Annotated in this window: 25 protein-coding genes and 1 pseudogene; 16 read left to right on the top strand and 10 right to left on the bottom strand. The window is 70.7% G+C overall.

From position 1 onward, the window contains the following. Window positions 1-517: 517 nt before the first annotated feature. Window positions 518-937 (top strand): hypothetical protein, encoded by a 420-nt coding sequence (locus ACIBJB_RS32035; protein ID WP_398935717.1) that lies wholly within the window; start codon window positions 518-520, stop codon window positions 935-937. Here ACIBJB_RS32035 and ACIBJB_RS32030 read toward each other — a convergent pair. Further along, window positions 870-1,715: a DUF4184 family protein gene (locus tag ACIBJB_RS32030; protein ID WP_398935715.1), complete on the bottom strand. Its 846-nt coding sequence runs from the start codon at window positions 1,713-1,715 to the stop codon at window positions 870-872. The two genes, ACIBJB_RS32035 and ACIBJB_RS32030, sit on opposite strands and share 68 nt — an antisense overlap. Before the next feature lie 308 nt (window positions 1,716-2,023). Between ACIBJB_RS32030 and ACIBJB_RS32025 the strand changes: the two genes are divergently transcribed. From ACIBJB_RS32025 to ACIBJB_RS32015, 3 genes are all read left to right on the top strand, one after another. After that, complete coding sequence (locus ACIBJB_RS32025; protein ID WP_398935713.1) at window positions 2,024-3,748, top strand: lytic murein transglycosylase; 1,725 nt, start codon at window positions 2,024-2,026, stop codon at window positions 3,746-3,748. Window positions 3,749-3,896: 148 nt separating this feature from the next. After that, window positions 3,897-4,031, top strand: a complete 135-nt coding sequence (locus tag ACIBJB_RS32020) for an SPW_0924 family protein (protein ID WP_398935711.1) — start codon at window positions 3,897-3,899, stop codon at window positions 4,029-4,031. A gap of 15 nt (window positions 4,032-4,046) precedes the next feature. Further along, window positions 4,047-5,033: a DUF3068 domain-containing protein gene (locus tag ACIBJB_RS32015; RefSeq protein WP_398935709.1), complete on the top strand. Its 987-nt coding sequence runs from the start codon at window positions 4,047-4,049 to the stop codon at window positions 5,031-5,033. Here the strand turns inward: ACIBJB_RS32015 and hrpB are convergent. Together hrpB and ACIBJB_RS32005 are read right to left on the bottom strand one after the other, a co-directional pair. Further along, window positions 5,023-7,497 carry an ATP-dependent helicase HrpB gene (hrpB, locus tag ACIBJB_RS32010; RefSeq protein ID WP_398935707.1) on the bottom strand — a complete coding sequence of 825 codons (2,475 nt, stop codon included), beginning with the start codon at window positions 7,495-7,497 and terminating at the stop codon, window positions 5,023-5,025. The genes ACIBJB_RS32015 and hrpB overlap by 11 nt on opposite strands. Before the next feature lie 31 nt (window positions 7,498-7,528). Beyond that, window positions 7,529-8,512, bottom strand: coding sequence for a class I SAM-dependent methyltransferase (locus ACIBJB_RS32005; RefSeq protein ID WP_398935705.1), 984 nt, complete (start codon window positions 8,510-8,512; stop codon window positions 7,529-7,531). A 223-nt stretch (window positions 8,513-8,735) separates the two neighbouring features. Here ACIBJB_RS32005 and rpsA point away from each other — a divergent pair, with 223 nt between their 5' ends. From rpsA to ACIBJB_RS31985, 4 genes are all read left to right on the top strand, one after another. Further along, window positions 8,736-10,247, top strand: coding sequence for a 30S ribosomal protein S1 (rpsA, locus tag ACIBJB_RS32000; RefSeq protein ID WP_398935703.1), 1,512 nt, complete (start codon window positions 8,736-8,738; stop codon window positions 10,245-10,247). Between the two features lie 280 nt (window positions 10,248-10,527). Further along, complete coding sequence (locus ACIBJB_RS31995; RefSeq protein ID WP_398935701.1) at window positions 10,528-11,466, top strand: PAC2 family protein; 939 nt, start codon at window positions 10,528-10,530, stop codon at window positions 11,464-11,466. A gap of 75 nt (window positions 11,467-11,541) precedes the next feature. Next, a complete protein-coding gene (gene coaE, locus ACIBJB_RS31990) occupies window positions 11,542-12,159 on the top strand; it encodes a dephospho-CoA kinase (RefSeq protein ID WP_398935699.1) in 618 nt (205 codons plus the stop codon). A gap of 50 nt (window positions 12,160-12,209) precedes the next feature. Then, a complete protein-coding gene (locus ACIBJB_RS31985; RefSeq protein WP_398935697.1) occupies window positions 12,210-12,590 on the top strand; it encodes a tetratricopeptide repeat protein in 381 nt (126 codons plus the stop codon). Window positions 12,591-12,603: 13 nt separating this feature from the next. Here the strand turns inward: ACIBJB_RS31985 and ACIBJB_RS31980 are convergent, their stop codons facing one another. After that, window positions 12,604-12,870, bottom strand: coding sequence for a DUF6343 family protein (locus ACIBJB_RS31980; RefSeq protein WP_398935695.1), 267 nt, complete (start codon window positions 12,868-12,870; stop codon window positions 12,604-12,606). Window positions 12,871-12,946: 76 nt separating this feature from the next. Between ACIBJB_RS31980 and ACIBJB_RS31975 the strand changes: the two genes are divergently transcribed. The 3 genes from ACIBJB_RS31975 to ACIBJB_RS31965 all read left to right on the top strand — a co-directional run bounded on the left by ACIBJB_RS31975 (window position 12,947) and on the right by ACIBJB_RS31965 (window position 15,236). Beyond that, window positions 12,947-13,846 carry an acyltransferase domain-containing protein gene (locus ACIBJB_RS31975; RefSeq protein ID WP_398935693.1) on the top strand — a complete coding sequence of 300 codons (900 nt, stop codon included), beginning with the start codon at window positions 12,947-12,949 and terminating at the stop codon, window positions 13,844-13,846. A gap of 152 nt (window positions 13,847-13,998) precedes the next feature. Next, window positions 13,999-14,676 carry a class I SAM-dependent methyltransferase gene (locus ACIBJB_RS31970; protein ID WP_398935691.1) on the top strand — a complete coding sequence of 226 codons (678 nt, stop codon included), beginning with the start codon at window positions 13,999-14,001 and terminating at the stop codon, window positions 14,674-14,676. A 92-nt stretch (window positions 14,677-14,768) separates the two neighbouring features. Next, complete coding sequence (locus tag ACIBJB_RS31965; protein ID WP_398935689.1) at window positions 14,769-15,236, top strand: DoxX family protein; 468 nt, start codon at window positions 14,769-14,771, stop codon at window positions 15,234-15,236. A gap of 122 nt (window positions 15,237-15,358) precedes the next feature. On the opposite strand, the gene ACIBJB_RS31960 is transcribed toward ACIBJB_RS31965, so the two are convergent. After that, window positions 15,359-16,069, bottom strand: a complete 711-nt coding sequence (locus tag ACIBJB_RS31960) for an RNA-binding S4 domain-containing protein (RefSeq protein ID WP_398935687.1) — start codon at window positions 16,067-16,069, stop codon at window positions 15,359-15,361. 280 nt (window positions 16,070-16,349) lie between these two features. Here ACIBJB_RS31960 and ACIBJB_RS31955 point away from each other — a divergent pair, with 280 nt between their 5' ends. Both ACIBJB_RS31955 and pip read left to right on the top strand, forming a co-directional pair. Further along, window positions 16,350-17,081, top strand: coding sequence for a uracil-DNA glycosylase (locus ACIBJB_RS31955; protein ID WP_398935686.1), 732 nt, complete (start codon window positions 16,350-16,352; stop codon window positions 17,079-17,081). Between the two features lie 9 nt (window positions 17,082-17,090). Next, window positions 17,091-18,059 (top strand): prolyl aminopeptidase, encoded by a 969-nt coding sequence (pip, locus tag ACIBJB_RS31950; RefSeq protein ID WP_398935684.1) that lies wholly within the window; start codon window positions 17,091-17,093, stop codon window positions 18,057-18,059. A 13-nt stretch (window positions 18,060-18,072) separates the two neighbouring features. Here pip and ACIBJB_RS31945 read toward each other — a convergent pair whose 3' ends face one another. After that, complete coding sequence (locus tag ACIBJB_RS31945; RefSeq protein ID WP_398935682.1) at window positions 18,073-18,741, bottom strand: GntR family transcriptional regulator; 669 nt, start codon at window positions 18,739-18,741, stop codon at window positions 18,073-18,075. Window positions 18,742-18,897: 156 nt separating this feature from the next. Between ACIBJB_RS31945 and ACIBJB_RS31940 the strand changes: the two genes are divergently transcribed. Further along, on the top strand, window positions 18,898-20,361 hold the full coding sequence (locus ACIBJB_RS31940) for an NCS1 family nucleobase:cation symporter-1 (protein WP_398935680.1): 1,464 nt from the start codon (window positions 18,898-18,900) through the stop codon (window positions 20,359-20,361). 5 nt (window positions 20,362-20,366) lie between these two features. Next, window positions 20,367-21,086, top strand: a complete 720-nt coding sequence (locus ACIBJB_RS31935; RefSeq protein ID WP_398935678.1) for an aspartate/glutamate racemase family protein — start codon at window positions 20,367-20,369, stop codon at window positions 21,084-21,086. Between the two features lie 6 nt (window positions 21,087-21,092). Here the strand turns inward: ACIBJB_RS31935 and ACIBJB_RS31930 are convergent, their stop codons facing one another. Continuing rightward, complete coding sequence (locus ACIBJB_RS31930) at window positions 21,093-21,542, bottom strand: GNAT family N-acetyltransferase (RefSeq protein ID WP_398935676.1); 450 nt, start codon at window positions 21,540-21,542, stop codon at window positions 21,093-21,095. Beyond that, a complete protein-coding gene (locus ACIBJB_RS31925; protein ID WP_398935674.1) occupies window positions 21,539-21,952 on the bottom strand; it encodes a RidA family protein in 414 nt (137 codons plus the stop codon). Before ACIBJB_RS31925 ends, ACIBJB_RS31930 begins: the two co-directional genes overlap by 4 nt. A gap of 123 nt (window positions 21,953-22,075) precedes the next feature. Between ACIBJB_RS31925 and ACIBJB_RS31920 the strand changes: the two genes are divergently transcribed. Next, window positions 22,076-22,855, top strand: coding sequence for a nucleotidyltransferase domain-containing protein (locus ACIBJB_RS31920; protein WP_398935671.1), 780 nt, complete (start codon window positions 22,076-22,078; stop codon window positions 22,853-22,855). Here the strand turns inward: ACIBJB_RS31920 and ACIBJB_RS31915 are convergent. Beyond that, a pseudogene (locus ACIBJB_RS31915) lies at window positions 22,852-23,412 on the bottom strand (3'-5' exonuclease); the annotation flags it as partial. The gene ACIBJB_RS31920 and the pseudogene ACIBJB_RS31915 overlap by 4 nt on opposite strands. A 93-nt stretch (window positions 23,413-23,505) precedes the next feature. Then, window positions 23,506-24,162: a contact-dependent growth inhibition system immunity protein gene (locus ACIBJB_RS31910; RefSeq protein WP_398935669.1), complete on the bottom strand. Its 657-nt coding sequence runs from the start codon at window positions 24,160-24,162 to the stop codon at window positions 23,506-23,508. Between the last annotated feature and the right edge of the window lie 19 nt (window positions 24,163-24,181).

The raw sequence follows: 24,181 nt of genomic DNA, 5'->3' as shown, positions 1-24,181 counted from the left end.
GTCCGTCCTCGGTCCGGCGGCTCGGTTTCTTGAGTGGTGCTCGGTAACGGACGCCGGCCGCTGCGGGCGGACACCCCCCACCCCGTCCCCTTCGCGCCGTACCCGGCTACCGGCCCGTTGTGGCGCGCGGCGCGGCGAACGGTCCGTCGTGGCGCGCGAGGTGGTCGATGGTCCGTCGTGGCGCCGGTGACTGCAACCCCCTAGGGGCGCGGGGAACTGCGCGACCAGCCACAACGGACTCGCACCCGCCCGACAACCCGACCCGGCACCCCTGTAGGCGCCCGGTCCAGCCCCGCGCAGCTGCCCGCGCGAGGTGGGGATCGGTCCGTCGTGGCGCAGGTGACTGCAACTCCTCAGGGGCGCGGGGAACTGCGCGACGAGCCCCCACCGGCCCGCAGCCGCCGACAACCCGACCGGCACCCCCGTAGGCGCCCCGCCCAAGCCCCGCGCATGCGGCTGTCACTCGGCTGGACGCCACAACAGCGCCCCCGACCGCACCCCCGGCCAGGATGCGCTCATGGGTATACGCATGCTCCACCGCCGGACGGCCCCCGCGCAGGCGTACGCCGACCCGGCCCCGTTCTTCGCGCAGCGTCCCGTTCCGGCCCACGCGGCCGCCGCAAGCACCGCCCGCATTCCCTTCGACCTGGCGACACTCCTGTGCCGAGTCCCGGCTCGCTTCACCACGACCCTGCGCCATGCCGCCACAGCGCTACGGCACCGCGTCACCCGCCGCGACCGGTGTGCCGTGGACGACGTGGAAGGAGAGCCGTCCGGCCCCAGGCTGTGGGCCGAGCTGGCGCTCGGTTATCTGGCCCTTGCCCTCACCCTGCTGCCCCGGTCCCGTCCGATGCCCACCATGACGGTGTTCAGCGAGCGAGCGGGAGGCCGGTCTCTTCCTCGGCGCCGGACACGGGGGCCGGGCGCCACAGCCTGACCCCCGCGGCGTACAGCAGTATCCCGAGCACCAGGCCGGCGCCCGCGCCGAAGCAGAGGGCCGGGATCAGTTCCCATGGCTTCGCGGTGGAGCCCCAGTACGCCCACCACCGCGAGGCCCGCTGCAACGCGCCCACCGTCATGCACCCGCCGATCACGGCCATGGCCCACCATCTGTCCCGCGCCGACAGCACGGGGACACCGGGCGGCGCGGCCACCCGGGGTGCCCGGCGCAGCGCGTACCCGCAGAACACGGCGATCACCACCGCGGCCAGCGCCGAACCGCCGTACTGCAGGTACCAGTACAGAGGGGCCCCGGCCATCTCCCGGCCCAGGACGGGGAAGAGTCGCATCCCCCAGCGGTCGTGATGCGTGAACGCGTCCCACACGACGTGGGTCAGCGCTCCGAGGACGGCGGAGGCGTACCAGCGCGCGGCCAGTGCCGTACGCACGCGCGCGCGTGGCGCTCCGCAGCGCAGCAGCGTCGCCACCCTGCCCTGTCGTCCGCGTGGCAGCAGGGCCACCAGTGGTTCTCGCAGCAGCAGCCACAGACCCACCAGCGCCCAGGCGACGAGCACGTCGATCGTGAAGACGCCCGGGAAGGAGTGCGTGACGGTGCCGAACTCCATCGCCCCGGACACGACACTTGCCGCGTAGTAGGTCATGTCGGGAGAGAAGGATCCGGCCACGAGCACGGCCGGAATCAGTCGGCCCCGGCCCGTTCCGTCGGTGCGTACCGCGGGCAGTACGGCCGCCGCATGGCTCAGGGTGAACGGCAACAGTGCTCCTTGCGGCGGGCGTTGGCCGGGCGGCGGCCCGGGTGATCGGTCCCGTCCAGTATGGGCGACACGAGCCCGCACCGATCGAACATGGCCAACCGGTGAATATCGGGCACGAACCGGTGTCCGCGAAAAGGAAGTTGTCGTAGGGTCACACGGGTCACCGCGCTGGGGAGCTCGGTCGAACGTGCGAATCAGGAATTGCCGCGCGTCACAGGGGCAACCTCCAGGGTGGCTCGACTGTCACAACTGGACGAGAGCGACAGACGGACAAGGGCGCTCGGGCGTCCACAGGAGGGGTTCACTTTATGGCGGCGCAATTCGGCAGGAGGCTGCGCAAGGGAGCGGTGACCACCGCCGTGGCCGCGGCCGCGGTCGCGGCACTGTCCGCCTCCCAGGCTCCGGGCGTGACGGCCGACGACAACGGCAGATCCACCGCCGCCGACGCCCAGCCCTCTCCCGACGCGACCGCCGATGACAGCGGCGCCACCGGCAAATCGCCGTACTACACGGACCTTCCGCCGCTGAACACCCCGAGCCCCGCGCCGACCGACGGCACCGCCTCCCCCATTTCTCCGGTGGAGTCCGAGGCGGGCATCCCCGCGACCGTCCTCGACGCCTACAAGAAGGCCGCGGCCGAACTCCAGGAGTCCAAGCCCGGGTGCAACCTGCCCTGGCAGCTCCTCGCCGCCATCGGCCAGGTCGAGTCGGGCCAGGCCCGTGGCGGCCGCGTCGACGCCGACGGCACCACGACGTCCAAGATCCTCGGCCCGCAGCTCGACGGCAACGGCTTCGAGCTCATCCGGGACACCGACAACGGCGTCTACGACGGCGACAGCGCCTACGACTCGGCCGTCGGGCCCATGCAGTTCATCCCGTCCACCTGGGCGTGGGCCGGCCGCGACGGCAACGGCGACGGGGTGAAGGACCCGAACAACGTCTACGACGCCTCCCTCGCCGCCGGTCACTACCTGTGCCGCAACGGCTGGGACCTGTCGATCCAGGGTGACCTGGACCGTGCGATCCTCAGCTACAACCCCTCGCGGGCCTACCTCAACACGGTCCTGTCGTGGCTGGAGTACTTCCGCAAGGGCACCTACGAGATCCCCGACGGCACCGGCACCGTTCCGGACAACCGCAGCGACGGCAGCAACGGCAACGGTGGCTCGAACTCGTCGCCCTCGACGCCGCGCCCGCCGAAGCCGAGCACGCCCGGCTCGCCGAGCCCGACCCCGCCGTCGACCACCCCGCCCCCGTCGGGGACTCCGACCCCTCCGGCGCCGACGACTCCGGTCACGCCCACCCAGTCCGTGGACCATCTGGAGGACTCGGGCACCGCGAAGCTCACCGCGATGGCGGGCGACGCGTTCACCGAGCAGATCAGCACCAAGGCCGAGAACGCCGCCGGCAAGGGCGTGGCCAAGGTCCGGATCCGCTTCACGATCGTCGGCGACACCGACGCCGTCTTCACCGGCGGCGAGAAGGTCGCCACCGCTCTGACGGGCAGCTCCGGCGTGGCCACCGCGCCCGCGCTCCAGGCCGGCGAGACCACCGGCACTTTCGCGGTCAGGGCGACCCTCATCGGCCGCACGGTCACGGGCCCGATCTACTCGGCCACCGTCACCCAGCGCGTCGCCGACACCCTCGTGCGCACCAGCGACACCGCGCTGACCTGCACGCCGGGCGGCGAGTTCGCCGACGCGGTGCAGGTCAAGGCCACCTACAAGGACGCCGTCGCCGACAAGGTCGCCGCCACCGCCACGCTGATCAAGTCGGCGGACGACGCGACCGAGAACGACAAGGGCCCCTACTTCAAGGACGCCGACGGCAAGACCGTCCGCACCCTGACCGGCCTCACCACGGACGCCGACGGCCTGCTGAAGCTGCCGCAGCTCTACTCCGACGACACCACCGGCACCTTCGTGCTCCGCATCACCACCGCGGGCGGCGCGACGCTCGACGTGACGCTGACCGTGGCGGCCGCCGCCGACACCTCGGCGAGCCCGTCGCCGAGCCCCAGCGCGAGTTCGTAGACATCGGCCCCACCCTTTCGAAGGGCGTCCTTTCCGCTACGGCGGACCGGGCGCCCTTCGTCCGTGCGCGAGCTGTTCTCATCTCGCCCGCCCGTTGCTACGGTGCCGGACCTGACGATGTATCAGTTCCCGTGCGCCGGAGGTGGATATGCGCGCTCTGATCGCCGCCGCGACCGGCCTGGCCCTCGCGTTCGTGCTGGTCCTCACCATCACCGCACTCGGCACGCCGACCGGCAAGACGTCCCCGAAACCGCTGCTGACCACGGTGCCCGCACACCCGTGACCCCGGGAGGCCGAGATGCGCCGCAAGACCAGCCTGGTCCTGCTCGCCCTCGCCGTGTTCTTCGCGGCGCTGTCCCCGCTTCTGCGCTGGTACGCCTTCCCACGCCTGGCCAAGATCCCCGCCAACCAGTATCAGGACATGGTCCTGGAGGCCAAGGACGCGACTCTCATCGACTACAACGACGGAATGAAGGCGAAGAAGGTCCCCAAGGTCACCATCGTGCAGACCCTCAAGGGCAACGTGGAGGCCTCGGAGAAGATCGAGCAGTCGGCCGGGAAGGACGTCGTCGTCTGGGACGGCCTGTCCTACGTCGTCGGTCCCGACGGCAAGATGGTCTCCAAGATCCCCGAGCGCTACATCTTCGACGCCCACACCCAGGACCCCGTCCACGCCACCGGCGAGATGGTCGACGGCGACCCCGTCAAGCGGGTCGGCATCGAGTTCAAGTGGCCTTTCCTCACCGAGAAACGGGACTACCAGTACTTCGACGCCCAGGCCCGCACCTCGGCCCCCATCCACTACAAGGGCACCCAGAACTTCCGCGGCCTCGACGTCTACTACTTCGAGCAGACCATCCCCTGGACCAAGGTGCCCTTCCCGAAGACCATGCCGGTCCAGGGCATCACCCCCGCCTCCCTCGCCAAGACCGGCACCACCCGCTGGTACACCACGGTCCGCAAGTTCTGGGTCGAACCCCTCACCGGCGCCCCCGTCTACGGCGAGGAGCTCCACAAGGAGGAACTGCGCGGCGGCACCCTGCTCGGCGGCCGCGACAAGGTGACCGTCTTCGCCGGCGACGTGAAGATGCGCGAGGACTACATCAGGCACACGGTCGACCTGGTCAAGTCGAACCGCACCCTCGTCCTCCTCATGACCTCGTACCTGCCGTGGGGCTTCCTGATCCTCGGCCTCCTGCTGCTGGCGCTGTCGCTGTGGCTGGAAGCCCGCAGCCGCCGCCCGGCCGCCACGAAGGTCGAGGAACCCCAACCGGTCACGGCCTGAGCCGTGCCTTGGTGTGCCGCGTCGGCTGGGCGCCCGCCGGGTCCTCGGGCCACGGATGCTTCGGATACCGGCCGCGCAACTCCGCCCGGACACCCTTGTAGCCGTCCTTCCAGAAGGACGCGAGATCGGCGGTGACGGCCGCGGGGCGCCCCGCGGGGGAGAGGAGATGGACGAGGAGGGGCACGCCGGCGATCCGGGGCGACTCCTGCAGTCCGAACATCTCCTGCAACTTCACCGCGAGGACCGGCTGTTCGGGGGTGCCGTAATCGATCCGGATCCTGGACCCACTCGGTACGGCGATCCGTTCGGGCGCCAGCTCGTCGAGGCGCGTGGCCTCGCCGGAGGCCCAGGGCAGGAGCCTTTGCAGTGCCTGTCCGGCGTCGATGCGCGCCAGGTCGGCCCGTCGGCGGGCGCGGCTCAGTTCGGGCTCCAGCCATTCGTCCACACGCGCGTGGAGCGCGTCCTCGGAGACGTCGGGCCACGGGTCGCCGAGGTGGTGGTTCAGGAACGCGAGCCGTTGCCGCAGGACGTCCGCGTCGGGCGTCCACCGCAGCAGCCGTAGCCCTTCCTGGCGGAGCCCTTCGAGAAGGGCCTCGCGTACGAGGACGGGGTCCGCGTCCCTCAACGGCCGTGCCGCCAGCTCGATCGCCCCGAGCCGCTCCACCCGCCGTGCCACGACCTCCCCGTCCGCCCAGTGCACCTCCTCGCGCTCGGAGTACAGGGACGCGGCCGCCGACCGGGCCGTGTCCTCGTCGATCACGGCGGCGAGCTGCACACGCGCGTGCCCCTTTCCGACGGGCCGGTCCGCCACGGCGACGGCGATCCAGGGCGAGCCCCGCAGCGGGGAGCCTTCGGAGAGTTCGGCGCGGGTGCCGGAGGCCATCAGATAGGAGCCCGAATCGGCTCTGGCGACCCGTTCGGGGAAGGCGAGCGCGGCGACGAGACCGTCGTTCCCGGCGGCCGGCTCGGTGAACTCCGCAGAGGCGGACCGCAGCCGCCGTACCTCCGTCCGCCACCGTCCCGCATAGGCGTCACCGCCCCGCCGCGCGGTCCGGACGGCGGCCGCCAGGTCGTCGCCGTACTCCCGCGGAGGCTCCTCCGACAGCAGCGCGACCGTCTCGGCGCCGGCACCCGAGGTGTCCAGCAGAGCCCGCCCCAGCCGGGGATGCAGGCCCAGACGAGCCAGACGCACGCCCCGCGCGGTCGCCCGTCCGTCGGCGTCCACCGCCCCCACGGCCGTCAGCACGCCCCGCGCGGCCGCCATCGCCCCGCCCGGCGGTGGGTCCAGGAGAGCCAGCCCGGACGCGTCCGGATCGCCCCAGCAGGCCACCTGCAACGCGAACGCCGTCAGGTCGGCCACCTTGATCTCCGGCGACGGGAAGCGCGGCAGACGGGCGTCCTCGGCCTCCGCCCAGCACCGGTACACCGCACCCGGCGCCTCACGTCCGGCGCGGCCCGCCCGCTGCCGCCCGGCAGCCTGCGAGGCCCGTACCGTCGCCAGTGCGCTCAGGCCGCGCGCGTGGTCGACGCGCGGCTCCCGGGCGAGCCCCGAGTCCACGACGACCCGCACTCCGGGCACGGTCAGGGACGACTCGGCCACGGAGGTCGCCAGGACCACCCGCCGCCGCTCCCCGCCTGTCAGCACCGCGTCCTGCACGGCCGCCGGAGCCCGGCCGTGCACCTGGAGCACCTCCACGTCTCCGAGAGCGCCCAACTGGCCGGCCACGCGCGCGATCTCTCCCACGCCGGGCAGGAAGCACAGCACGTCACCCTGCCGCTCGGCCAAGGCCCGCCGTACGACCGACGCCACGTGCGCGAGGAGTGCGGGATCGACGCGCATGCCGTGCGGCGGCCGTACCGGACGGGCCGGTGGCGCCCACACGACCTCCACCGGGTGCGGGACACCCGCCGCCTCGACCACGGGCGCGTCGCCCAGCAACCGGGCCCACCCCTGAGCGTCGGTCGTCGCGGACGCGGCCACCAGCCGCAGCTCCGGCCGCAGGGCCTGCCGTACGTCCCACAGGAAGGCCGCCGTCGTGTCCGCGTCCAGGTGCCGTTCGTGGCACTCGTCGAGCACCACCACGTCGACGCCCGCCAGCTCCTGGTCGCGCTGGAGCCGCTGGAGCAGCACGCCCGTCGTGACGACCTCCACGCGCGCGTGCCGTCCGACCACCCGTTCGCCGCGCACGCTGTAGCCGACGCTCCCGCCGACCTTCTCGCCCAGCAGCCACGCCATCCGCCGGGCCGCCGCGCGGGCGGCGATCCGGCGGGGCTCGGCGACGACGACCTTCCGCGCGGGCGCGTTCCCGTCCAGCAGGCCGGCCAGGGCCAGCGGCACGAGGGTCGTCTTGCCCGTGCCGGGCGGGGCGACGAGGACGGCCGTTCCGTGGCCTTCCAGGGCGTCGCGCAGCGCGGGCAGAGCGCCGCGTACGGGAAGGGAGTCCAGGGCGTCGTAACGGATCACGCCCCCAGTGTCGTACGACTGCCCCAGCGCCTCAGTCCCGCTCGCACACGAAGATCGCACTCCCGGGGATCAGATTCCCGCGCAGCGGAGACCAGCCGCCCCACTCCGAGGTGTTCCAGACCGGCCACTCCGGCTCCACCAGGTCGACCAGGCGGAAGCCGCCGGCGACCACGTCACGCACCCGGTCACCGATCGTGCGGTGGTGCTCGACGTACACCGCGCGGCCCTGCTCGTCCTGTTCGACGTAGGGCGTGCGGTCGAAGTAGGAGGCGGAGACCGAGAGGCCCTCGGGGCCGGGCTCGTCCGGGAAGGCCCAGCGGATGGGGTGGGTGACCGAGAAGACGAAGCGGCCGCCCGGGCGCAGGACGCGCCGCACCTCCTTCAGGACCAGTACCGGGTCGGCGACGAACGGCAGCGCGCCGTACGCCGAGCACGCCAGGTCGAAGGAGCCGTCCGCGAAGGGCAGCGCGCCCGCGTCGGCGCACACCAGGGGGAAGGACGTACCGATGCGCAGGGCGTGCTGGAGCTGGCGGTGGGAGATGTCGAGGGCGACCGGGCGAGCACCCTGCTCGGCCAGCCAGCGCGCGCACTGGGCGGCGCCGGCGCCGATCTCCAGGACGTCCCTGCCCTTGAGGTCCTCGGGCGGGCCCAGCAGCTCGGCCTCCACCTCGTCGAGCCCCTCGGGGCCCCACACGAAGCGGTCGTCGCCGAGGAACGTGCCGTGCTCGACCTGGTACTCGTCGGCGTTGCGGTCCCACCAGCCCCGGTTGGCCCGGGAGCTCTCGGTGACGTCCGCGTCACGCCGGGTGGCCTGCGACTCCGCGTCCGGACCCGGCTCCTGCTGGTGTGCTGCGGGCTCTTGGATGATCGGCTCCCTCGTATTAGTCTGCGGGCTCTTCCGTCCGACCGTCGTGGCGACGTCACGAATGGGACGTCGGCGGGTCCGCGTGGCCTCGTGAGACTGGTTTTCTGCCGGGTATGCGGCGATCCGCCCCGGGTGTGCGCCTTCGCGCATTGACCCTGTCCGGCTGCCCCCGTATGCTACAAGTTGCGCTGCGGGCCTGCGCTCCTCAGACGTAGCAGGCTGCGCTCGCATCTGTTGTATGTCCCCTCGGTTGTCGAGGCGCCACCAGTGATTGTGTGGCGCTTCCTTGGCTGTCCGGCTTCTTCAGAGCGAAACAGGCTCCCGGCGTAAGCAGTACCTACGACTCACTGTCCGTACCGGAGCCCTTTCCCACATGACGAGCAGCACCGAGACCACCTCTACCACTCCGCAGGTAGCGGTCAACGACATCGGTAACGAGGAAGCCTTCCTCGCCGCGATCGACGAGACGATCAAGTACTTCAACGACGGCGACATCGTCGACGGCGTCATCGTGAAGGTCGACCGGGACGAGGTCCTGCTCGACATCGGTTACAAGACCGAAGGCGTTATCCCGAGCCGCGAGCTCTCCATCAAGCACGACGTCGACCCCAACGAGGTCGTCGCCGTGGGCGATGAGATCGAGGCCCTTGTTCTCCAGAAGGAGGACAAGGAAGGCCGCCTGATCCTCTCGAAGAAGCGCGCCCAGTACGAGCGTGCCTGGGGCACCATCGAGAAGATCAAGGAAGAAGACGGCATCGTCACCGGTACCGTCATCGAGGTCGTCAAGGGTGGTCTCATCCTCGACATCGGCCTCCGTGGCTTCCTGCCGGCCTCCCTCGTCGAGATGCGCCGCGTTCGCGACCTCCAGCCTTACGTGGGCAAGGAGCTCGAGGCCAAGATCATCGAGCTGGACAAGAACCGCAACAACGTGGTCCTGTCCCGCCGTGCCTGGCTCGAGCAGACCCAGTCCGAGGTTCGCCAGACGTTCCTCACGACCCTCCAGAAGGGTCAGGTCCGCTCCGGTGTGGTCTCCTCGATCGTCAACTTCGGTGCCTTCGTGGACCTGGGTGGCGTCGACGGACTGGTCCACGTCTCCGAGCTCTCCTGGAAGCACATCGACCACCCCTCCGAGGTTGTCGAGGTCGGCCAGGAAGTCACCGTCGAGGTCCTCGACGTCGACATGGACCGCGAGCGTGTCTCCCTGTCGCTGAAGGCGACCCAGGAAGACCCGTGGCAGCAGTTCGCCCGCACCCACCAGATCGGCCAGGTCGTGCCCGGCAAGGTCACGAAGCTGGTTCCGTTCGGTGCGTTCGTCCGCGTGGACGAGGGCATCGAGGGTCTGGTCCACATCTCCGAGCTGGCCGAGCGCCACGTGGAGATCCCGGAGCAGGTCGTCCAGGTCAACGACGAGATCTTCGTCAAGGTCATCGACATCGACCTCGAGCGCCGTCGCATCAGCCTCTCGCTGAAGCAGGCCAACGAGGCCTTTGGTTCGGACCCGGCGTCGGTCGAGTTCGACCCGACCCTGTACGGCATGGCCGCGTCGTACGACGACCAGGGCAACTACATCTACCCCGAGGGCTTCGACCCCGAGACCAACGACTGGCTCGAGGGCTACGAGACCCAGCGCGAGGCGTGGGAGCACCAGTACGCCGAGGCGCAGACCCGCTTCGAGCAGCACCAGCAGCAGGTCATCAAGTCCCGCGAGGCCGACGCGGCTGCTGCCGCCGAGGGCGGGGACGCCGCGGGTGCGACTCCGGCCGCCGGTGGTGGCGGTGGCGGTGGCGGTTCGTACTCCTCCGAGGGTGCGGACACCTCCGGCGCGCTGGCTTCCGACGAGGCGCTTGCCGCGCTTCGCGAGAAGCTGGCCGGTGGGCAGAGCTGAACGCCCACTGAGCAGTAGCTCTTGACTGAGGGGCCGTACCTTTCGGGGTGCGGCCCTTCAGTGTTGTCCGGGGTCGTTGTTCGGCTGCGGGCCGGTGGGGGCTTGTCGCGCCCACGCGGCGGAGCCGCATAGTGACACAGCCCCGCGCCCCTTCAGGGCGCGTTGTCATTACCCCCTGTCATGAAAAGGCCGTAAGAGATGGCCTGATCAAGCGCCGGGGTGGGAATGCCGCTGTTCCAGGGCGCGTTGAAGCGTATGAACACGAGGAGGAGCGGTCACAGTGCTTGATCCGCAGGGTTTGTACGCATGGGAGCCCAAGGGCCTCGCCGTGGTAGACATGGCGCTCGCCCAGGAGTCGGCCGGCTTGGTCATGCTCTACCACTTCGACGGATACATCGACGCGGGCGAGACCGGCGACCAGATCGTCGACCGGCTGCTCGACTCGCTGCCAAACCAGGTCGTGGCCCGTTTCGACCACGACCGTCTCGTCGACTACCGCGCCCGCCGTCCGCTGCTCACCTTCAAGCGCGACCGCTGGACGGAGTACGAGGAGCCCACGATCGACGTGCGGCTCGTCCAGGACGCCACCGGAGCGCCCTTCCTGCTGCTGTCGGGCCCGGAGCCGGACGTGGAGTGGGAACGCTTCGCCGCGGCCGTCCAGCAGATCGTGGAGCGGCTCGGCGTCCGGCTGTCCGTGAACTTCCACGGCATCCCGATGGGCGTCCCGCACACCCGCCCCGTCGGCCTCACCCCGCACGGCAACCGCCACGACCTCGTCCCCGGCCACCGCAGCCCCTTCGACGAGGCGCAGGTGCCCGGCAGCGCCGAGGCCCTGGTCGAGTACCGGCTCATGGAGGCCGGTCACGACGTCCTGGGCGTCGCGGCGCACGTCCCGCACTACATCGCGCGCTCGACCTACCCGGACGCGGCCCTGACCGTCCTGGAGGCCATCACGGCCGCCACCGGCATGGTCCTGCCCGGCATCGCACACGCCCTGCGCACCGACGCCCACCGCACCCAGACCGAGATCGAGCGCCAGATCCAGGAGGGCGACGAGGAGCTCGTGGCCCTCGTCCAGGGCCTCGAGCACCAGTACGACGCGGCGGCGGGCGCGGAGACCAGGGGCAACATGCTGGCCGAGCCGGTGGACATTCCGTCGGCGGACGAGATCGGCCTGGAGTTCGAGCGCTTCCTGGCGGAACGGGAAGGCGATAACTGAGGCACGGCGCGCGCCCCAGTTCCCTTCCCCACCACCCCGCACCGCCCCTCGAGCGGAGCGTCTAGGCTTCCGGTCATGCTGAAGGTGGGCCTGACCGGCGGTATCGGCGCCGGCAAGAGTGAGGTGTCGAGGCTCCTCGTGGAGCACGGCGCCGTCCTGATCGACGCGGACCGCATCGCGCGCGAGGTCGTCGCGCCGGGCACGCCCGGCCTCGCCGCGGTCGTGGCGGCCTTCGGCGAGGACGTACTCGCCGAGGACGGCGGCCTCGACCGCCCCAAGCTGGGCTCCATCGTCTTCGCCGACCCGGACCGGCTCGCCGTACTGAACTCGATCGTGCATCCGCTGGTGGGCGCCCGCTCCCGCGAGCTCGAATCCGCCGCGGCCGAGGACGCCGTCGTCGTCCACGACGTCCCGCTCCTCGCCGAGAACGCCCTCGCGCCGCTCTACGACCTCGTGGTCGTCGTCGACGCGAGCCCGGACACCCAGCTCGACCGGCTCGTCAGACTGCGCGGCATGACCGAGCAGGACGCACGCGCGCGTATGGCCGCCCAGGCGACCCGCGAGAAGCGCCTGGAGATCGCGGACGTCGTGATCGACAACGACGTACCCCTGGAGGAGCTGCGGCTGCGCGTGCAGGAGGTATGGGGCGATCTCGTACGCCGGGCCCGCGCGTCCCGGACGTCTCAGGAATAGCGCCCCCCGGTCCGGGCGTTGAACCCTTCCAGTGAGGGAAGGACTTTGCCGTGCCCGAGACCAGCGGATCGACCGGACGTACTCCGGAGACCCATGTCATCGACTTCCGCGCAGCCGAGCAGTTGCTCTCCGCGCGGGACCCGCGGGGCGCGGTGAAGCTGCTCGACTCCGTCATCGCCGCCCACCCGGAGAACACCGCGGCCCGGCTGCTGCGCGCGCGGGCCTTCTTCGCCGCCGCGCAACTGCGGCCCGCCGAGCTGGAGTTCACCATCGTCCTGGAGCGCGAGCCGGACAACGCCTTCGCCCACTTCGCACTCGCCCGCACCTATGAGCGACAGGGCCGGCCCGACGAGGCCAGGCGTCACTTCCGGCTCGCGGCCGCGCTCGACCCGAAGCCGGAGTTCCTGAAGGCGGCGCGGTTCGACACCTGAGCGTGCCGGTCCGCTACCTGCGTCGGCTCTCCGGCGGGCGGTACGGCGGGATGTCGGGGCCCGGCTGGTAGTGCGGGCCCTGACGGATGTGCCGGAGGATCATCGCCAGGTCGGCGGTGACCACCAGCCACACCACTCCGCAGGCGATCGCCCATCCGGGCCGGCCCGCCAGCGCGAACGCGACCGTACCGAGGACCGCCCAGACCAGCCCCCACACACTCAGCCAGAACCGCATCCGCAGTGCACTGCGCGCGGTCGTCGGCTCACTGCCCGTACGCATCCGGATCACCACTCCTCCCTTGCAACGTACTCTTCGGAACGGACGTTGACCAAAGGGCCGAAGAGGGGGTCACCGCGTGCTTCCGGACGCCGACGAACTGGCCGAGGTGCTGGTGGACCTCGCTGTACCGCACGAGGACGTGGGCGAACTCGTACGGATGGGCCGACGGGTCATGGACGACCCGGAGCTGCGGCGGTTCCTGGAACACTCCGTCGACCAACTCGTCCGGGACATGGGCAGGGCCGACGACCCGGTCGTGCTGCCCGAGCTCGACTGGCCGGCCGGCGCCCTCCAACGCTGCTTCCCCGTCTACGTGCTCGTGGCGGCGCTGCCCCACACGCGCGCGTACCACCGCTCACGCGGCATCCCGGCCGAGGTGTCCCGGCGCACCCTCGCCGACCTCGGGCGGAACATGGCCGTGCACCGCAGGCGGTACGGCAGGACGGGCGTGCAGTCACCGCGCTGGCTGACCCGGCACTCCCGGGGCGAGCTGTACCAGCTGGGGCGACTCCAGTTCGAGCGGACGCGGTACGGGCCGTGGAACAGCCGGACGCTCGCGGCCGCCGGACTGGACCTCGCCCCCGGCACGCCCTGTCTGAGCCTGCACATCCCCGACTTCCTCGGCCCGCTGTCTCCGGAGGCCTGCGAGCGCTCGCTCGCCCTGGCCACCGAGTTCTTCGCCCGGCACTTCCCGGAGGAGTCGTATGGGGCCGCGCTGTGCCATTCCTGGCTGCTCGACCCGCAGTTGAAGGGGTATCTGCCTGCGGACTCCAACATCGTCCGGTTCCAGGAGCGCTTCCTGCTGGCCCCCGAGGACCCGGAGCCCGAGGACGCCGAGCCGGTGCAGTTCGTGTTCGGGGATCCGGAGCTGTCGGTGGAGAGCCTGCCCCGCCGGACGGTGCTGGAGCGGGCCGTCGGTGATCATCTGCGGGCCGGCGGACACTGGTACATCGGGCACGGCTGGTTCCCCCTGTAGTTCAGGTGCTTTGCCGTTCGGGAGTCCAGGCCCTTTGCCGTTCGGGGCCCTTCAGGCCGCGGGTGGTTCCCTGTGTAACTCGGACGGGTGAATCTGTGCGAGTCGGGAACGGCCGTGCGGATACCGGCCGTTGGACGGGCATGGAGCTGAGGATGCGAGCGGGACATCACGGGACGGGACCCGGGGCGATCACCCCGGACGGGTGCGCGGTCGAGCTCTGGTCGCGGCTGCGGATCGGGCCGGAGCCGGACATCATCGCCGGGGCGGTGCCCGCGGGGGCGCACATCCTGGAGCTGGGCTGTGGTGTGGGGCGCATGACCCGTCCGCTGCTGGAGCGGGGTTTCACGATCACGGCGGTGGACGAGTCCCCCGACATGCTGGAGCGCGTGCGCGGGGCACGGACGATATGCAGCACGATCGAGGACCTCGACCTGGGCGAGACGTTCGACGTGGTGATGCTCGCGTCGTTCCTCGTGCACCACGGCGACCTGAAGGTGCGACGCGGGATGCTGCGCACCTGTGCCCGGCACGTGGCGGAGGGCGGCAGTGTGCTGATCCAGCGCGAGGGCGAGGACTATCACTCCGATCTGCCGCGCGAGCGGGTGGACCCCAGTGGGTACACCGTGCGGATCGTCTCCTCGGAGCCGGTGGAAGAGGGACTGAACTCGGTGCACGCGGAGTATGAGTTCCCGGACGCGACCTGGACCCAGACGTTCCAGGCCCGCCCGCTGACCAAGGAGCAGTTCGAGGAGGCGCTGGCGGAGGCGGGGTTGAAGGTGGACCGGTATCTGACGGAGGACCGGATATGGGTGCGGGCGGTGGCGGCCTGAGGGAAAAGGTTGTGGAGCGGCGATGAGTTCGGGTGCGGGCGTGGGTCTACCTCTCCGACAGCACCACGGACCGCTTCCCACAGGAGACCCCGATGTCCGAGACCACCGTCCCCGTCACCCGCACCACCGCTTCCTCCGCCGTCTCCCCCGTCATCGCCGAGTCCTCGACCGTACGAGGCCGCCGGGCCCGGATCGCCCTGCGCACCCTGCAGGTCGTGCTCGCCCTCTTCTACGTCATCGCGAGCGCGCTCCCCAAGCTGATCGCGCACCCCTCGGCCGTCGAGGGCTTCGACAAGATGGGCTGGGGCAGCGCGGGGATGTACATCATCGGCGTGCTCGAACTGGCCGGTGGGATCGCCCTGTTGATTCCGGTGCTGCAGTCGGTGGCGGCCGTGGCGCTGAGCGGGCTGATGGTCGGCGCGTTCGTCGTCCAGCTCACCTACTTCGACGGGGAGAACGCGGCGACTCCGCTCATCCTGATCGTCCCGCTCGCCCTGATCGCCTGGGCCCGGCGCCGGCACAACGCGGACCTGCTGCGCCTGGTGCGGCGACGGGCGTGAGGAGAGCGGCCCCACGGCCACCGCGGTGAGGCCGGTGCCCTGCCCTTCGGGAGGGGACCGGCCTCACGGTGGTGGCCGACGGTTGCTTGTCCGCCGACGCGGGAGCGGCGTCCGGCTTGGCCTCAGCGTCCGGTTCTGCCCGAGTGGCCGCCCCGGTTCGAGCGCCTGTCCCTGCCGGAGCGGCGTGCCCCGCCCGAACCGTCGGGGCGGCCCGAGCCGTCGGGTCCAGCCGAATCGGTGATCTCGTCCGAGTCGCCGGGTCCGCCCGGACCGCCGAAGCGGGTGCGGCGGTTGCCTTCCGTGAGACCGCGCAGGCGTTCCAGCTCGCGGCGGTCGCGCTTGGTCGGGCGGCCGGCGCCGCGATCGCGGATGCCGGCGGGGGCGACGGCCGCGCGGGGCGGGGGCGGCGGAGAGTTGTCGACGTAGCACTGGACGGCCACGGGGGCGCCGACCCGCTTGCGGATCAGGCGCTTGACGATGACGACCCGCTCCCAGGCCTCTTGCCGGACCCGCACCTCGTCGCCGACGCGCAGGGAGTGGGCGGGCTTCACGCGCTCGCCGTTCACGCGCACATGCCCGCCCCGGCAGGCGGTGGCTCCCGCGGAACGGGTCTTGACCAGCCGTACGGACCAGATCCAGCTGTCGATCCGCACGCTCTCACCGTTCTGCGCCCCGGCGGCCTCCGCGGCGGCGACCGCGGCGGCGATCTTCGGGTCCGGTGCCTCGGGGGCCGTGCGGCCGGGACCGGCGGCCTCCGCGTCGGGACCGTCGGCCGTCGTTCCGGCCCGGCCCGTCCCACCGGTCTCGTTGTCGTCCGTACGTTCCACAGCCATGGCTCCGACCTTAGTACTCGGGGCCGTGGACGCCGGGTGGGTTTTCCGGGAGGTGGCCGTGGTTGCCGGGGAGGGGCGACCGGACCGGAGCAGGCGTGGGATGCCCGCTGCGGTCGGTGGCCGGGGATCGAGGTCGGGTCGTCCGGGCCGGGGCACAGCCGGCCGCTCGCTGGTCGAGCCCGCGGGGAGAGGACCCGCGCGCCCCGCTGTCCTTGCGTCGATCCCGAGCTACCCCGCCGCCCCCACCCTCACCGCTCGGACGCCCCCGTACCGTGGAACCGTGAACGCCCTCGCCGATCTCGACCGCCGGATCGCCGGCTGTCGTGCCTGCCCGCGGCTGGTCGACTGGCGGGAGGAGGTGGCCCGGACCAAGCGGGCCGCGTTCGCCGACTGGACGTACTGGGGGCGGCCGGTGCCCGGCTTCGGGCCGGCGGACGCGCGGATGCTGATCGTCGGGCTCGCGCCGGCCGCGCACGGCGGGAACCGTACCGGGCGGATGTTCACCGGCGACCGTTCCGGCGACGTGCTGTACCAGGCGCTGTACGACATCGGGCTCGCCTCGCAGCCCACCGCCGTGACCGCGGACGACGGCCTGGAGCTGTACGGGGTACGGGTCACCTCGCCCGTGCACTGTGCCCCGCCCGCCAACAAGCCCACCCCGGGGGAGCGCGACACCTGCCGGCCCTGGCTGGTCCAGGAGCTGAACCTGCTGCGGCCCACATTGCGGAGCGTGGTCGTGCTGGGCGCCTTCGGCTGGCAGGCCGCGCTGCCCGCGTTCGCGCAGGCGGGCTGGAGCGTGCCCCGGCCGCGGCCCGTCTTCGGACACGGCGCGCGTGTCCCGCTCGACGGCCTCGAACTCTTCGGCTGTTTCCACGTCAGCCAGCGCAACACCTTCACCGGCAAACTCACGCCCGCGATGCTGCGGGACGTGCTGCGCACGGCTGCCGAGATGGCGGGACTGCGTGTCCGTACCGCCGAAAACCGGACGACGAGACCGCCGTACGACGGTTAGGGTCGCCGGATGCCCCTTTACCCGGAGATCGAACCGTACGACCACGGCATGCTCGACGTCGGCGACGGCAACCGCGTGTACTGGGAGACCTGCGGGAATCCGGCCGGCAAGCCGGCGGTGGTGCTGCACGGTGGGCCGGGGTCCGGCTGCACGCCGTGGGCGCGTCGGCTGTTCGATCCGGCCGCGTACCGGATCGTGCTCCTCGACCAGCGCGGCGCCGGGCGCTCGACGCCGCACGCGAGCGCGTACGACACCGACATGAGCGTCAACACGACCCCGCATCTCATCGCGGACCTGGAGCTGCTGCGGCGGCATCTGGGAATCGAGCGGTGGCTGGTGTGGGGCATCTCCTTCGGGTCGATGCTCGGGCTGAAGTACGCGCAGACGCATCCGGAGGCCGTGACGGAGCTGGTGCTGACCGGGATCGCGACCGGCGCGAGCACCGAAGTCACCCTGATGACCAGGGGACTTGGAAAGATCTTCCCGGCGGCGTTCGAACGGTTCGTCGGCGAGCTGCCGGTCGAGGAGCGGGCCGGGAACATCCCCGCCGCCTACAACCGGTTGCTGGAGTCGCCCGATCCTGAGGTGCGCGAGCGGGCGGCGCGGGCGTGGACCGACTGGGAGACGGCGATCGAGTCAGCGCCGCCGCGGTCGGTGCCGCGCTACGAGGACCCGGTGTTCCGGCAGGGCTTCGCCCGTACCGTCACCCACTACTGGGGCAACGACCACTTCCTGGGCGAGGGCAACGACGAGGGCGTCGTCCTGCGCGACGCGCCCCTCCTCAAGGACATCCCCGGCACCCTCGTCCAAGGCAGCCTCGACTTCGGCAACCTCCTCGGCATCGTCTGGCGGCTCCATCACGCCTGGCCGGGCAGCGAGTTGACGGTGATCGACGACGGCGCACACTTCGCGGGGGATCGGGGTGTGGACGTGATGGTGGCGGCGACGGACAAGTACGCGCGCGGCTGGGCCCGTTAGTCACCTCGCCCGGCTAGATCATCTCGCCCGTGTCCCCGAACAGCTGGCGTACCGTCGACTCGTAGTTGGTCCGCACGTGCGCGAGGGCGTGCGCGCGGGCCCGGTCCGGGTCGCCGGACGCGATCGCCTCGTACAAGTCGCGGTGCTCGACGAGGAGTTGGGGCCACTCCTCGTTCCGCCGGGTCATCCAGCGCAGCCGCCCCGCAACCGGTTCCAGGGCGTCGACCAGCAGGCTGTTGCGGGCCATGGCGACGATGCTGTCGTGCAGACGGCTGTTGACGTCCGTGATCGCCTCCGCGTCGCCCGCCTCCGTCGCGGTCGCCGCGAGCGCGAGGAGCCGCTCGACCTCGGCGAGGTCCTGAGGGGTCGCGCGCGCCGCGGCGAGGCCGGCGGCGTACACCTCCAACGCCTCGCGCAGCTCGAAGAGTTCCTTGACGTCGTTCGGGGTCAGCCGCCGTACCACCGTCCGGCGGGGCGTCTCGAAGTGGACGAAGCCCTCCGCGACCAGCGCACGGATCGCCTCGCGGACCGGCACCCGGGAGACCCCGAAGCGCTCGGCGAGCTCCCGCTCGACCAGCCGGTCACCCGGGCGCAGCCCGCCCGCGATGATCTCCTGCCGCAGGGTGGCCAGGACGCGTTCGCGGACGGCGCCGAGGGGCTCGATGTTCGTCGTGGAGCTCATGGAGCCATCTTCTCCGACTCCGGAGCTGTTTTACGAAGCGTTAACGGACGCGACATCGGTCGGAACTCTTGACGGCGGGACCATGTGCGCAGTTTGGTATACCAAAACTGGATGCCAGGCGGCCGCCCTCCTCCTGTCCCCGTCCCTGGAGGCCCTGTGTCCCTCGCCGACCGTGCCGAAGTCACCGGCACCCCAGCGTTCGTCCCCGATCCCCGGCTCACCAACGAAGACCTGGCACCCGCGGGCAAGCGCAACTGGAAGGTCTTCGACCTCTTCGCCATGTGGATGTCCGACGTCCACAACCTGGGCAACTACACCTTCGCGGCCGGTCTGCTGGTTCTCGGCATGAACGTGTGGCAGGTCTTCACGTCCCTGCTCGTCGGCTTCGTGCTGATCTACGTCGGCATGAACTGGATGGGGAAGATCGGCCAGCGCCACGGCGTGCCTTTCCCCGTCGTCAGCCGTATCAGCTTCGGTGTGTGGGGCGCCAACATCCCGGCCCTCATCCGGGCCGTGATCGCCATCATGTGGTACGGCATCCAGACCTATCTGGCCTCCGTCGCCGTCAACGTGATGCTGCTGGCCGCCTGGCCGGGCCTGGAGTCCTGGACGCACAGCTCCTTCCTCGGCCTCGACGCCCTCGGCTGGGTCTCCTTCCTCTCCCTGTGGCTGGTCCAGGCGCTGATCATCAGCCAGGGCATGGAGTCGGTGCGGAAGTTCCAGGACTTCTGCGGTCCCGCGATCTGGCTGGTCATGATCGCGCTGGCGATCTGGGTGCTGGCCAAGGCCGGCTGGAGCATCTCGCTCACCAGCACCCCGCACCCGGTCTCCGTCGGTGAGCAGTGGCGGCAGTGGTTCGGCGCGATCGGCCTGATCCTCGCCACTTACGGCACGCTGATGCTCAACTTCTGCGACTTCTCGCGCTTCGCACCGGACTACAAGACCGTCCGCCGCGGCAACTTCTGGGGCCTGCCCATCAACTCCACGGCCTTCGTGGTCGTCTCCGTGATCGTCACCGCGGGCTCGCTGGAGGTCTGGGGCCAGGCCATCACCGACCCGGCCGAGCTCGTCGCCAAGGTCGGCAACACCTGGGTGATGGTCCTGGGCGCGCTCACCTTCGCCATCGCCACCATGGGCGTCAACATCGTCGCCAACTTCGTCTCACCGGCGTACGACCTCGCCAACGTCTGGCCGCAGAAGATCACCTTCAGGGTCGGCGGCATGATCAGCACGGTCGCAGCGCTCCTCGTGACCCCGTGGAACCTCTTCTCCAACCCGACGGTCGTCAACTACTTCCTCGGCGGCCTCGGCGCCTTCCTCGGCCCGCTGTTCGGCGTGATCATGCTCGACTACTACTGGGTCAAGAAGGGCCGCGTGGACGTGGACGAGCTCTTCAAGGCCGAGCCCGGCTCCCGCTACTACTACCGCAAGGGCGTCAACCCCAAGGCCCTGTGGGCGTTCCTGCCGGCGGCCGCGGTCGCGGGCGTCCTCGCCCTGGTGAAGACGTTCAGCGACGTGGCCCCGTACTCCTGGTTCATCGGTACGGCCCTCGCGGCCGGCCTGTACGCGCTGCTGTGCCGGAGCGAGCGGGCGGCTCCCGCTGAGGCTGTGGAGGTCTGAGAAACGTGCGGATCGTCGTCACCAACTGCAACACCACGCAGGAGATGACCGAGGAGATCGTACGAGGTGCCCGGGCCGCGGCAGGCCCGGGCACCGCCGTGCTCGGACTCACTCCGCGGTGGGGACCCGAGTCCGCGGAGGGCTGGCTCGACAGCTATCTCTCCGCGGCGGCGGTCATCGACCTGCTGCGCACGTACGAGGGTCCTCCCTACGACGCCGTCGTCATGGCCGGGTTCGGTGAGCACGGCCGGGAGGGCGTCCGGGAGCTGGTGGACGTACCGGTCGTCGACATCACCGAGGCCGCCGCCCATCTGGCCTGTCTGCTCGGCCGGCGCTATGGCGTGGTGACCACGCTGGAGCGGTCGTGCGGGCAGATCGAGGACAGCCTGGAGCTGGCGGGGGTGGGGCGCAACTGCGCCGCCGTCGTCGGGACCGGACTGGGGGTTCTCGACCTGGGCGACGCCGACCGCACGGAGGCCGCGTTCCTGGCGGCCGCCGAGCGGGTGCGGGACGCGGGCGCCGAGGTCCTGGTGCTGGGATGCGCGGGGATGACCGGGCTGCAGCGGACGGTGGGGGAGAAGCTGGGGCTTCCCGTCGTCGACGGGGTGGGGGCGGCGGTGAAGCTCGCCGAGTCGCTGGTGGGGCTGGGGCTGAACACCAGTCGGGCGGGCGGGTATGCGAAGCCGGTGCCGAAGAGGCGGGTGTGGGGAGGGCGGTCCGATTGATCCCTCTCAGGGGAGCCAGACATACCGCACGTCCGGCTCCCGCTCCTCGTTGCCGCCGCCGTCGGTGCGTTCGGCCTCGACGAAGCCGTGACGTTCGTAGAAGCGGTGGGCCGGCTTGTTGACCTGGAAGGTCCACAGGCTCAGCCCCCGCGGACTGCGTTCCTTGGCGAGCGCGACGAACCGGTCGCCGATGCCGCGCCCCCGCCAGCCGGGGTCGAGATACAGCTGGGACAGCAGATCGCCGGCGATCACCATGAGGCCCACGACCTGTTCCTCCGCCACCGCCACCCACGTCTCCCGCGACGGCACCACCACGTCCCGGATGTAGGCACGCACCTCGTCGTCGGACCGGGGCCGTATCACCGTCGGCAACGCTGCGGCGAAGGAGCGCAGATAGACGTCGGCCGTGGCGGAGGCGTCCGAGGCGGTGGCCCGGCGGATGACGACCGCGCTCACCGCGAGGCCTTCTCCGGCACCACGGCCGTGGCCGTGATCTCCACCAACTGGCCCGTGTAGCCGAGGCAGGCGACCCCGATCAGCGTCGACGAGTGCGGGCCGGTGCTCAGCCCGGACGCCTCCACGACCTCCCACACGGCGGACAGCACTGCCGGCTCGCTGCTCACGACGTGCACGTCGGTGGCCAGCACGTACTCCAAGTCGCTTCCCACCGCGTGCAGTTGCTCCCGAAGGTTCGCGATCACCTGCTCGGCCTGCCGCGCCGGATCCCCCTCCCCGACGAGGTTCCCCTTCGCGTCCAGCGGAACGGACCCGGCCAGAAACGCGAGCTTCGTGCCGGCCTCGACGACGGAGGCGTGGGAGTAGGTCGGCGGTGGGAACAGGGCCGGGGCGGTGGCGCGCTGGATCACGTGGACTCCTGAGGAGAACGGCGGACAACTTTCCGATCATCGAGGGGCGGGGGACGGGACCGCACCTGAATTTCCGGGACGAATTCCGTGGAGGCCGCACAGCAGACTTCGTACGCTCTCCCTGTGCCCACCCCGGATGACGTCTTCCTCGACACCACCGCCGACCGCCTGTTCGCCCTCCCGACGGTCCGCGCCGTGGCCCTCGGCGGCTCCCGCGCCCAGGGGACCGCACGTCCCGACAGCGACTGGGACCTGGCCGTCTACTACCGGGGCGACTTCGACCCGGCCCATCTTCGCGCGGTCGGCTGGGAGGGCGAGGTGTCGGAGGTCGGCGGCTGGGGTGGCGGGGTCTTCAACGGGGGCGCCTGGCTGACGATCGACGGGCGGCGGGTCGACGTCCACTACCGCGATCTCGACGTGGTGGAACGGGAGTTGGCGGAGGCGGAGGAAGGGCGGTTCCACGTGGAGCCGTTGATGTTCCATCTCGCGGGGATCCCGAGCTACTTGGTCGTCGGGGAGCTGGCGATCAATCGGGTGCTGCGGGGCGAGGTGCCGTGTCCGGGCGGATATCCGGAGAAGCTGCGCGCCTCCGCCTCCGAGCGCTGGCAGGGAACCGCCCAGGCCACCCTTGCGTATGCACGGGCTCATCACGCCCCGGCGGGCCGCGTCACGGCGGTCGCGGGCGCCCTCGCCACCGCTGCGGTACAGGCCGGACATGGGATCTTGGCGGCTCGCGGGGAGTGGGTGACGAATGAGAAGCGGTTGTTGGAACGGGCGGGGTTGCGTGAAGTGGACGACCTCCTGACCGGGATGAGACGGCAGCCGGAGGCACTGGCCACCGCCCTCTCCGAGGCCGAGGTGCTCTTTGCCCGCGCGAAAGCCCGCGCGAGCGCCCGCGACTAGCGTGCGAGCAGTGGCTCCAGGAAGCGGCTGGGCGTTCCGTGCCAGAAGACGGCCAGGGAATCGCGTGAACGGGTGGTCGCGACGAAGAGGAGGGAGCGGGCTCGCTGAAGTTCACGCCGGTAACGCAGCGCGTCTGTGCGCCGCATACCGATCACCTCTGCGCGCGGTACGAGACCTTCGCTCACCCCGGCGATGATCATTCGCTGGTACTCAAGTCCCTTGAACCGGAACATGGTGCCGATGTGTACGCCCTCGTCACCGCGTGCACCGTCCGGACCGATCTCCACCGCACGGATGCGGGGCTGGGCCTCGCGTTCGGCCTCCCAGTCGGCGCTCAGGTGTAGTTCGGGCAGTGCGCCGCTCAGGACGGACCGGTATCAGGCCAGGGTCTCCGCGCTACTGTCAAGATCGTCGAACGACTCGCCACTCAGCACCCCGATTGCCGAGCCGAGGATCTGCCACGTGGTTCTGTAACTGAGGGTGAGCTTGGCGGATGGGCCACGGATGTTGATGCCGAGACTGCCCAGCGCCACCTTGTTGTTGTAGATGCGTTGGTGGTCAACCGTATGGCGGGCATCTGACAACCTCTCCAGATCCTCGTACCGGTTCTGCCGGTACGAGGAGACGCCTGGAAGGCCGGCGTGCCGGCTCTACGGTGCGGCGATCCTGTGGCGGATCAGCTCCAGCCACTGCCGGAGGGACATCCCGTCCGGGGGCAGGAGATCGAGCCCCAACGCCGTAGCCGCAGTGTCGAGTTCCTGATCCGAGGACACCATGGTCAGGAGCTCAATGATCTCCTGTGCTGCCTGCGCACGGTCTTCCGGCAGGACTTCGCTGACATACTCGTCGAGAGCCTCTTCGCGAGAATCGTAGAAGGACGAGAAATCCTGGTGAAAGTAGGCCCCGAGCAGCTGACTCAACGCGGGGAATCGCTCGTTCCATTCCCAATTGTTCTGCGGGTTCACCGGGGGAATCTGGGACGGGTCTTGCAGGAATCGGTTGAGGTGGTCCCTGGCGACGCGTAGGCAATCTTCCACGCTGGTCCCCATCGGAGGACGAATGTGCGGCAGGTCTTCCACATCGTCGGCGATCTCCTCTGAGAAGAGTCCGATGGAGATCAGTTCCTCGATCTGCCGGACTGCCGTGGCGGCGCGTGCAGGATCCCGTGCGGCGATTCTCAGGTAAGAAGCCAGGGCAGGGCCTGGGGTCTCTGCCGTGTCTGAGAACATGAAACCGGTGTTCGCATAGGCCTCTAGTAGTTCGCCGAGTTCATAGAATCGCGGTTCTGGCGGAGGTGCCTGATTCATTGGCTGCTCCAAGCGCGCG

The organism is Streptomyces sp. NPDC050759 (genome assembly GCF_044456945.1).
Taxonomy (GTDB): Bacteria; Actinomycetota; Actinomycetes; order Streptomycetales; family Streptomycetaceae; genus Streptomyces.
This window is presented reverse-complemented; position numbering and strand designations above follow the sequence as displayed.

Excerpts from the sequence above, each read along its gene's own strand:
- ACIBJB_RS32035 (WP_398935717.1), top strand. The coding sequence starts at position 518 with ATGGGTATACGCATGCTCCACCGCCGGACGGCCCCCGCGCAGGCGTAC.
- ACIBJB_RS31980 (WP_398935695.1), bottom strand. The coding sequence starts at position 12,870 with ATGCGTACGGGCAGTGAGCCGACGACCGCGCGCAGTGCACTGCGGATG.
- ACIBJB_RS32020 (WP_398935711.1), top strand. The coding sequence starts at position 3,897 with ATGCGCGCTCTGATCGCCGCCGCGACCGGCCTGGCCCTCGCGTTCGTG.
- pip (WP_398935684.1), top strand. The coding sequence starts at position 17,091 with ATGCCCCTTTACCCGGAGATCGAACCGTACGACCACGGCATGCTCGAC.
- rpsA (WP_398935703.1), top strand. The coding sequence starts at position 8,736 with ATGACGAGCAGCACCGAGACCACCTCTACCACTCCGCAGGTAGCGGTC.
- coaE (WP_398935699.1), top strand. The coding sequence starts at position 11,542 with ATGCTGAAGGTGGGCCTGACCGGCGGTATCGGCGCCGGCAAGAGTGAG.
- ACIBJB_RS31960 (WP_398935687.1), bottom strand. The coding sequence starts at position 16,069 with ATGGCTGTGGAACGTACGGACGACAACGAGACCGGTGGGACGGGCCGG.
- ACIBJB_RS31945 (WP_398935682.1), bottom strand. The coding sequence starts at position 18,741 with ATGAGCTCCACGACGAACATCGAGCCCCTCGGCGCCGTCCGCGAACGC.
- ACIBJB_RS31970 (WP_398935691.1), top strand. The coding sequence starts at position 13,999 with ATGCGAGCGGGACATCACGGGACGGGACCCGGGGCGATCACCCCGGAC.
- ACIBJB_RS31965 (WP_398935689.1), top strand. The coding sequence starts at position 14,769 with ATGTCCGAGACCACCGTCCCCGTCACCCGCACCACCGCTTCCTCCGCC.
- ACIBJB_RS32005 (WP_398935705.1), bottom strand. The coding sequence starts at position 8,512 with ATGCGCGAAGGCGCACACCCGGGGCGGATCGCCGCATACCCGGCAGAA.
- ACIBJB_RS32025 (WP_398935713.1), top strand. The coding sequence starts at position 2,024 with ATGGCGGCGCAATTCGGCAGGAGGCTGCGCAAGGGAGCGGTGACCACC.
- ACIBJB_RS32015 (WP_398935709.1), top strand. The coding sequence starts at position 4,047 with ATGCGCCGCAAGACCAGCCTGGTCCTGCTCGCCCTCGCCGTGTTCTTC.
- ACIBJB_RS31910 (WP_398935669.1), bottom strand. The coding sequence starts at position 24,162 with ATGAATCAGGCACCTCCGCCAGAACCGCGATTCTATGAACTCGGCGAA.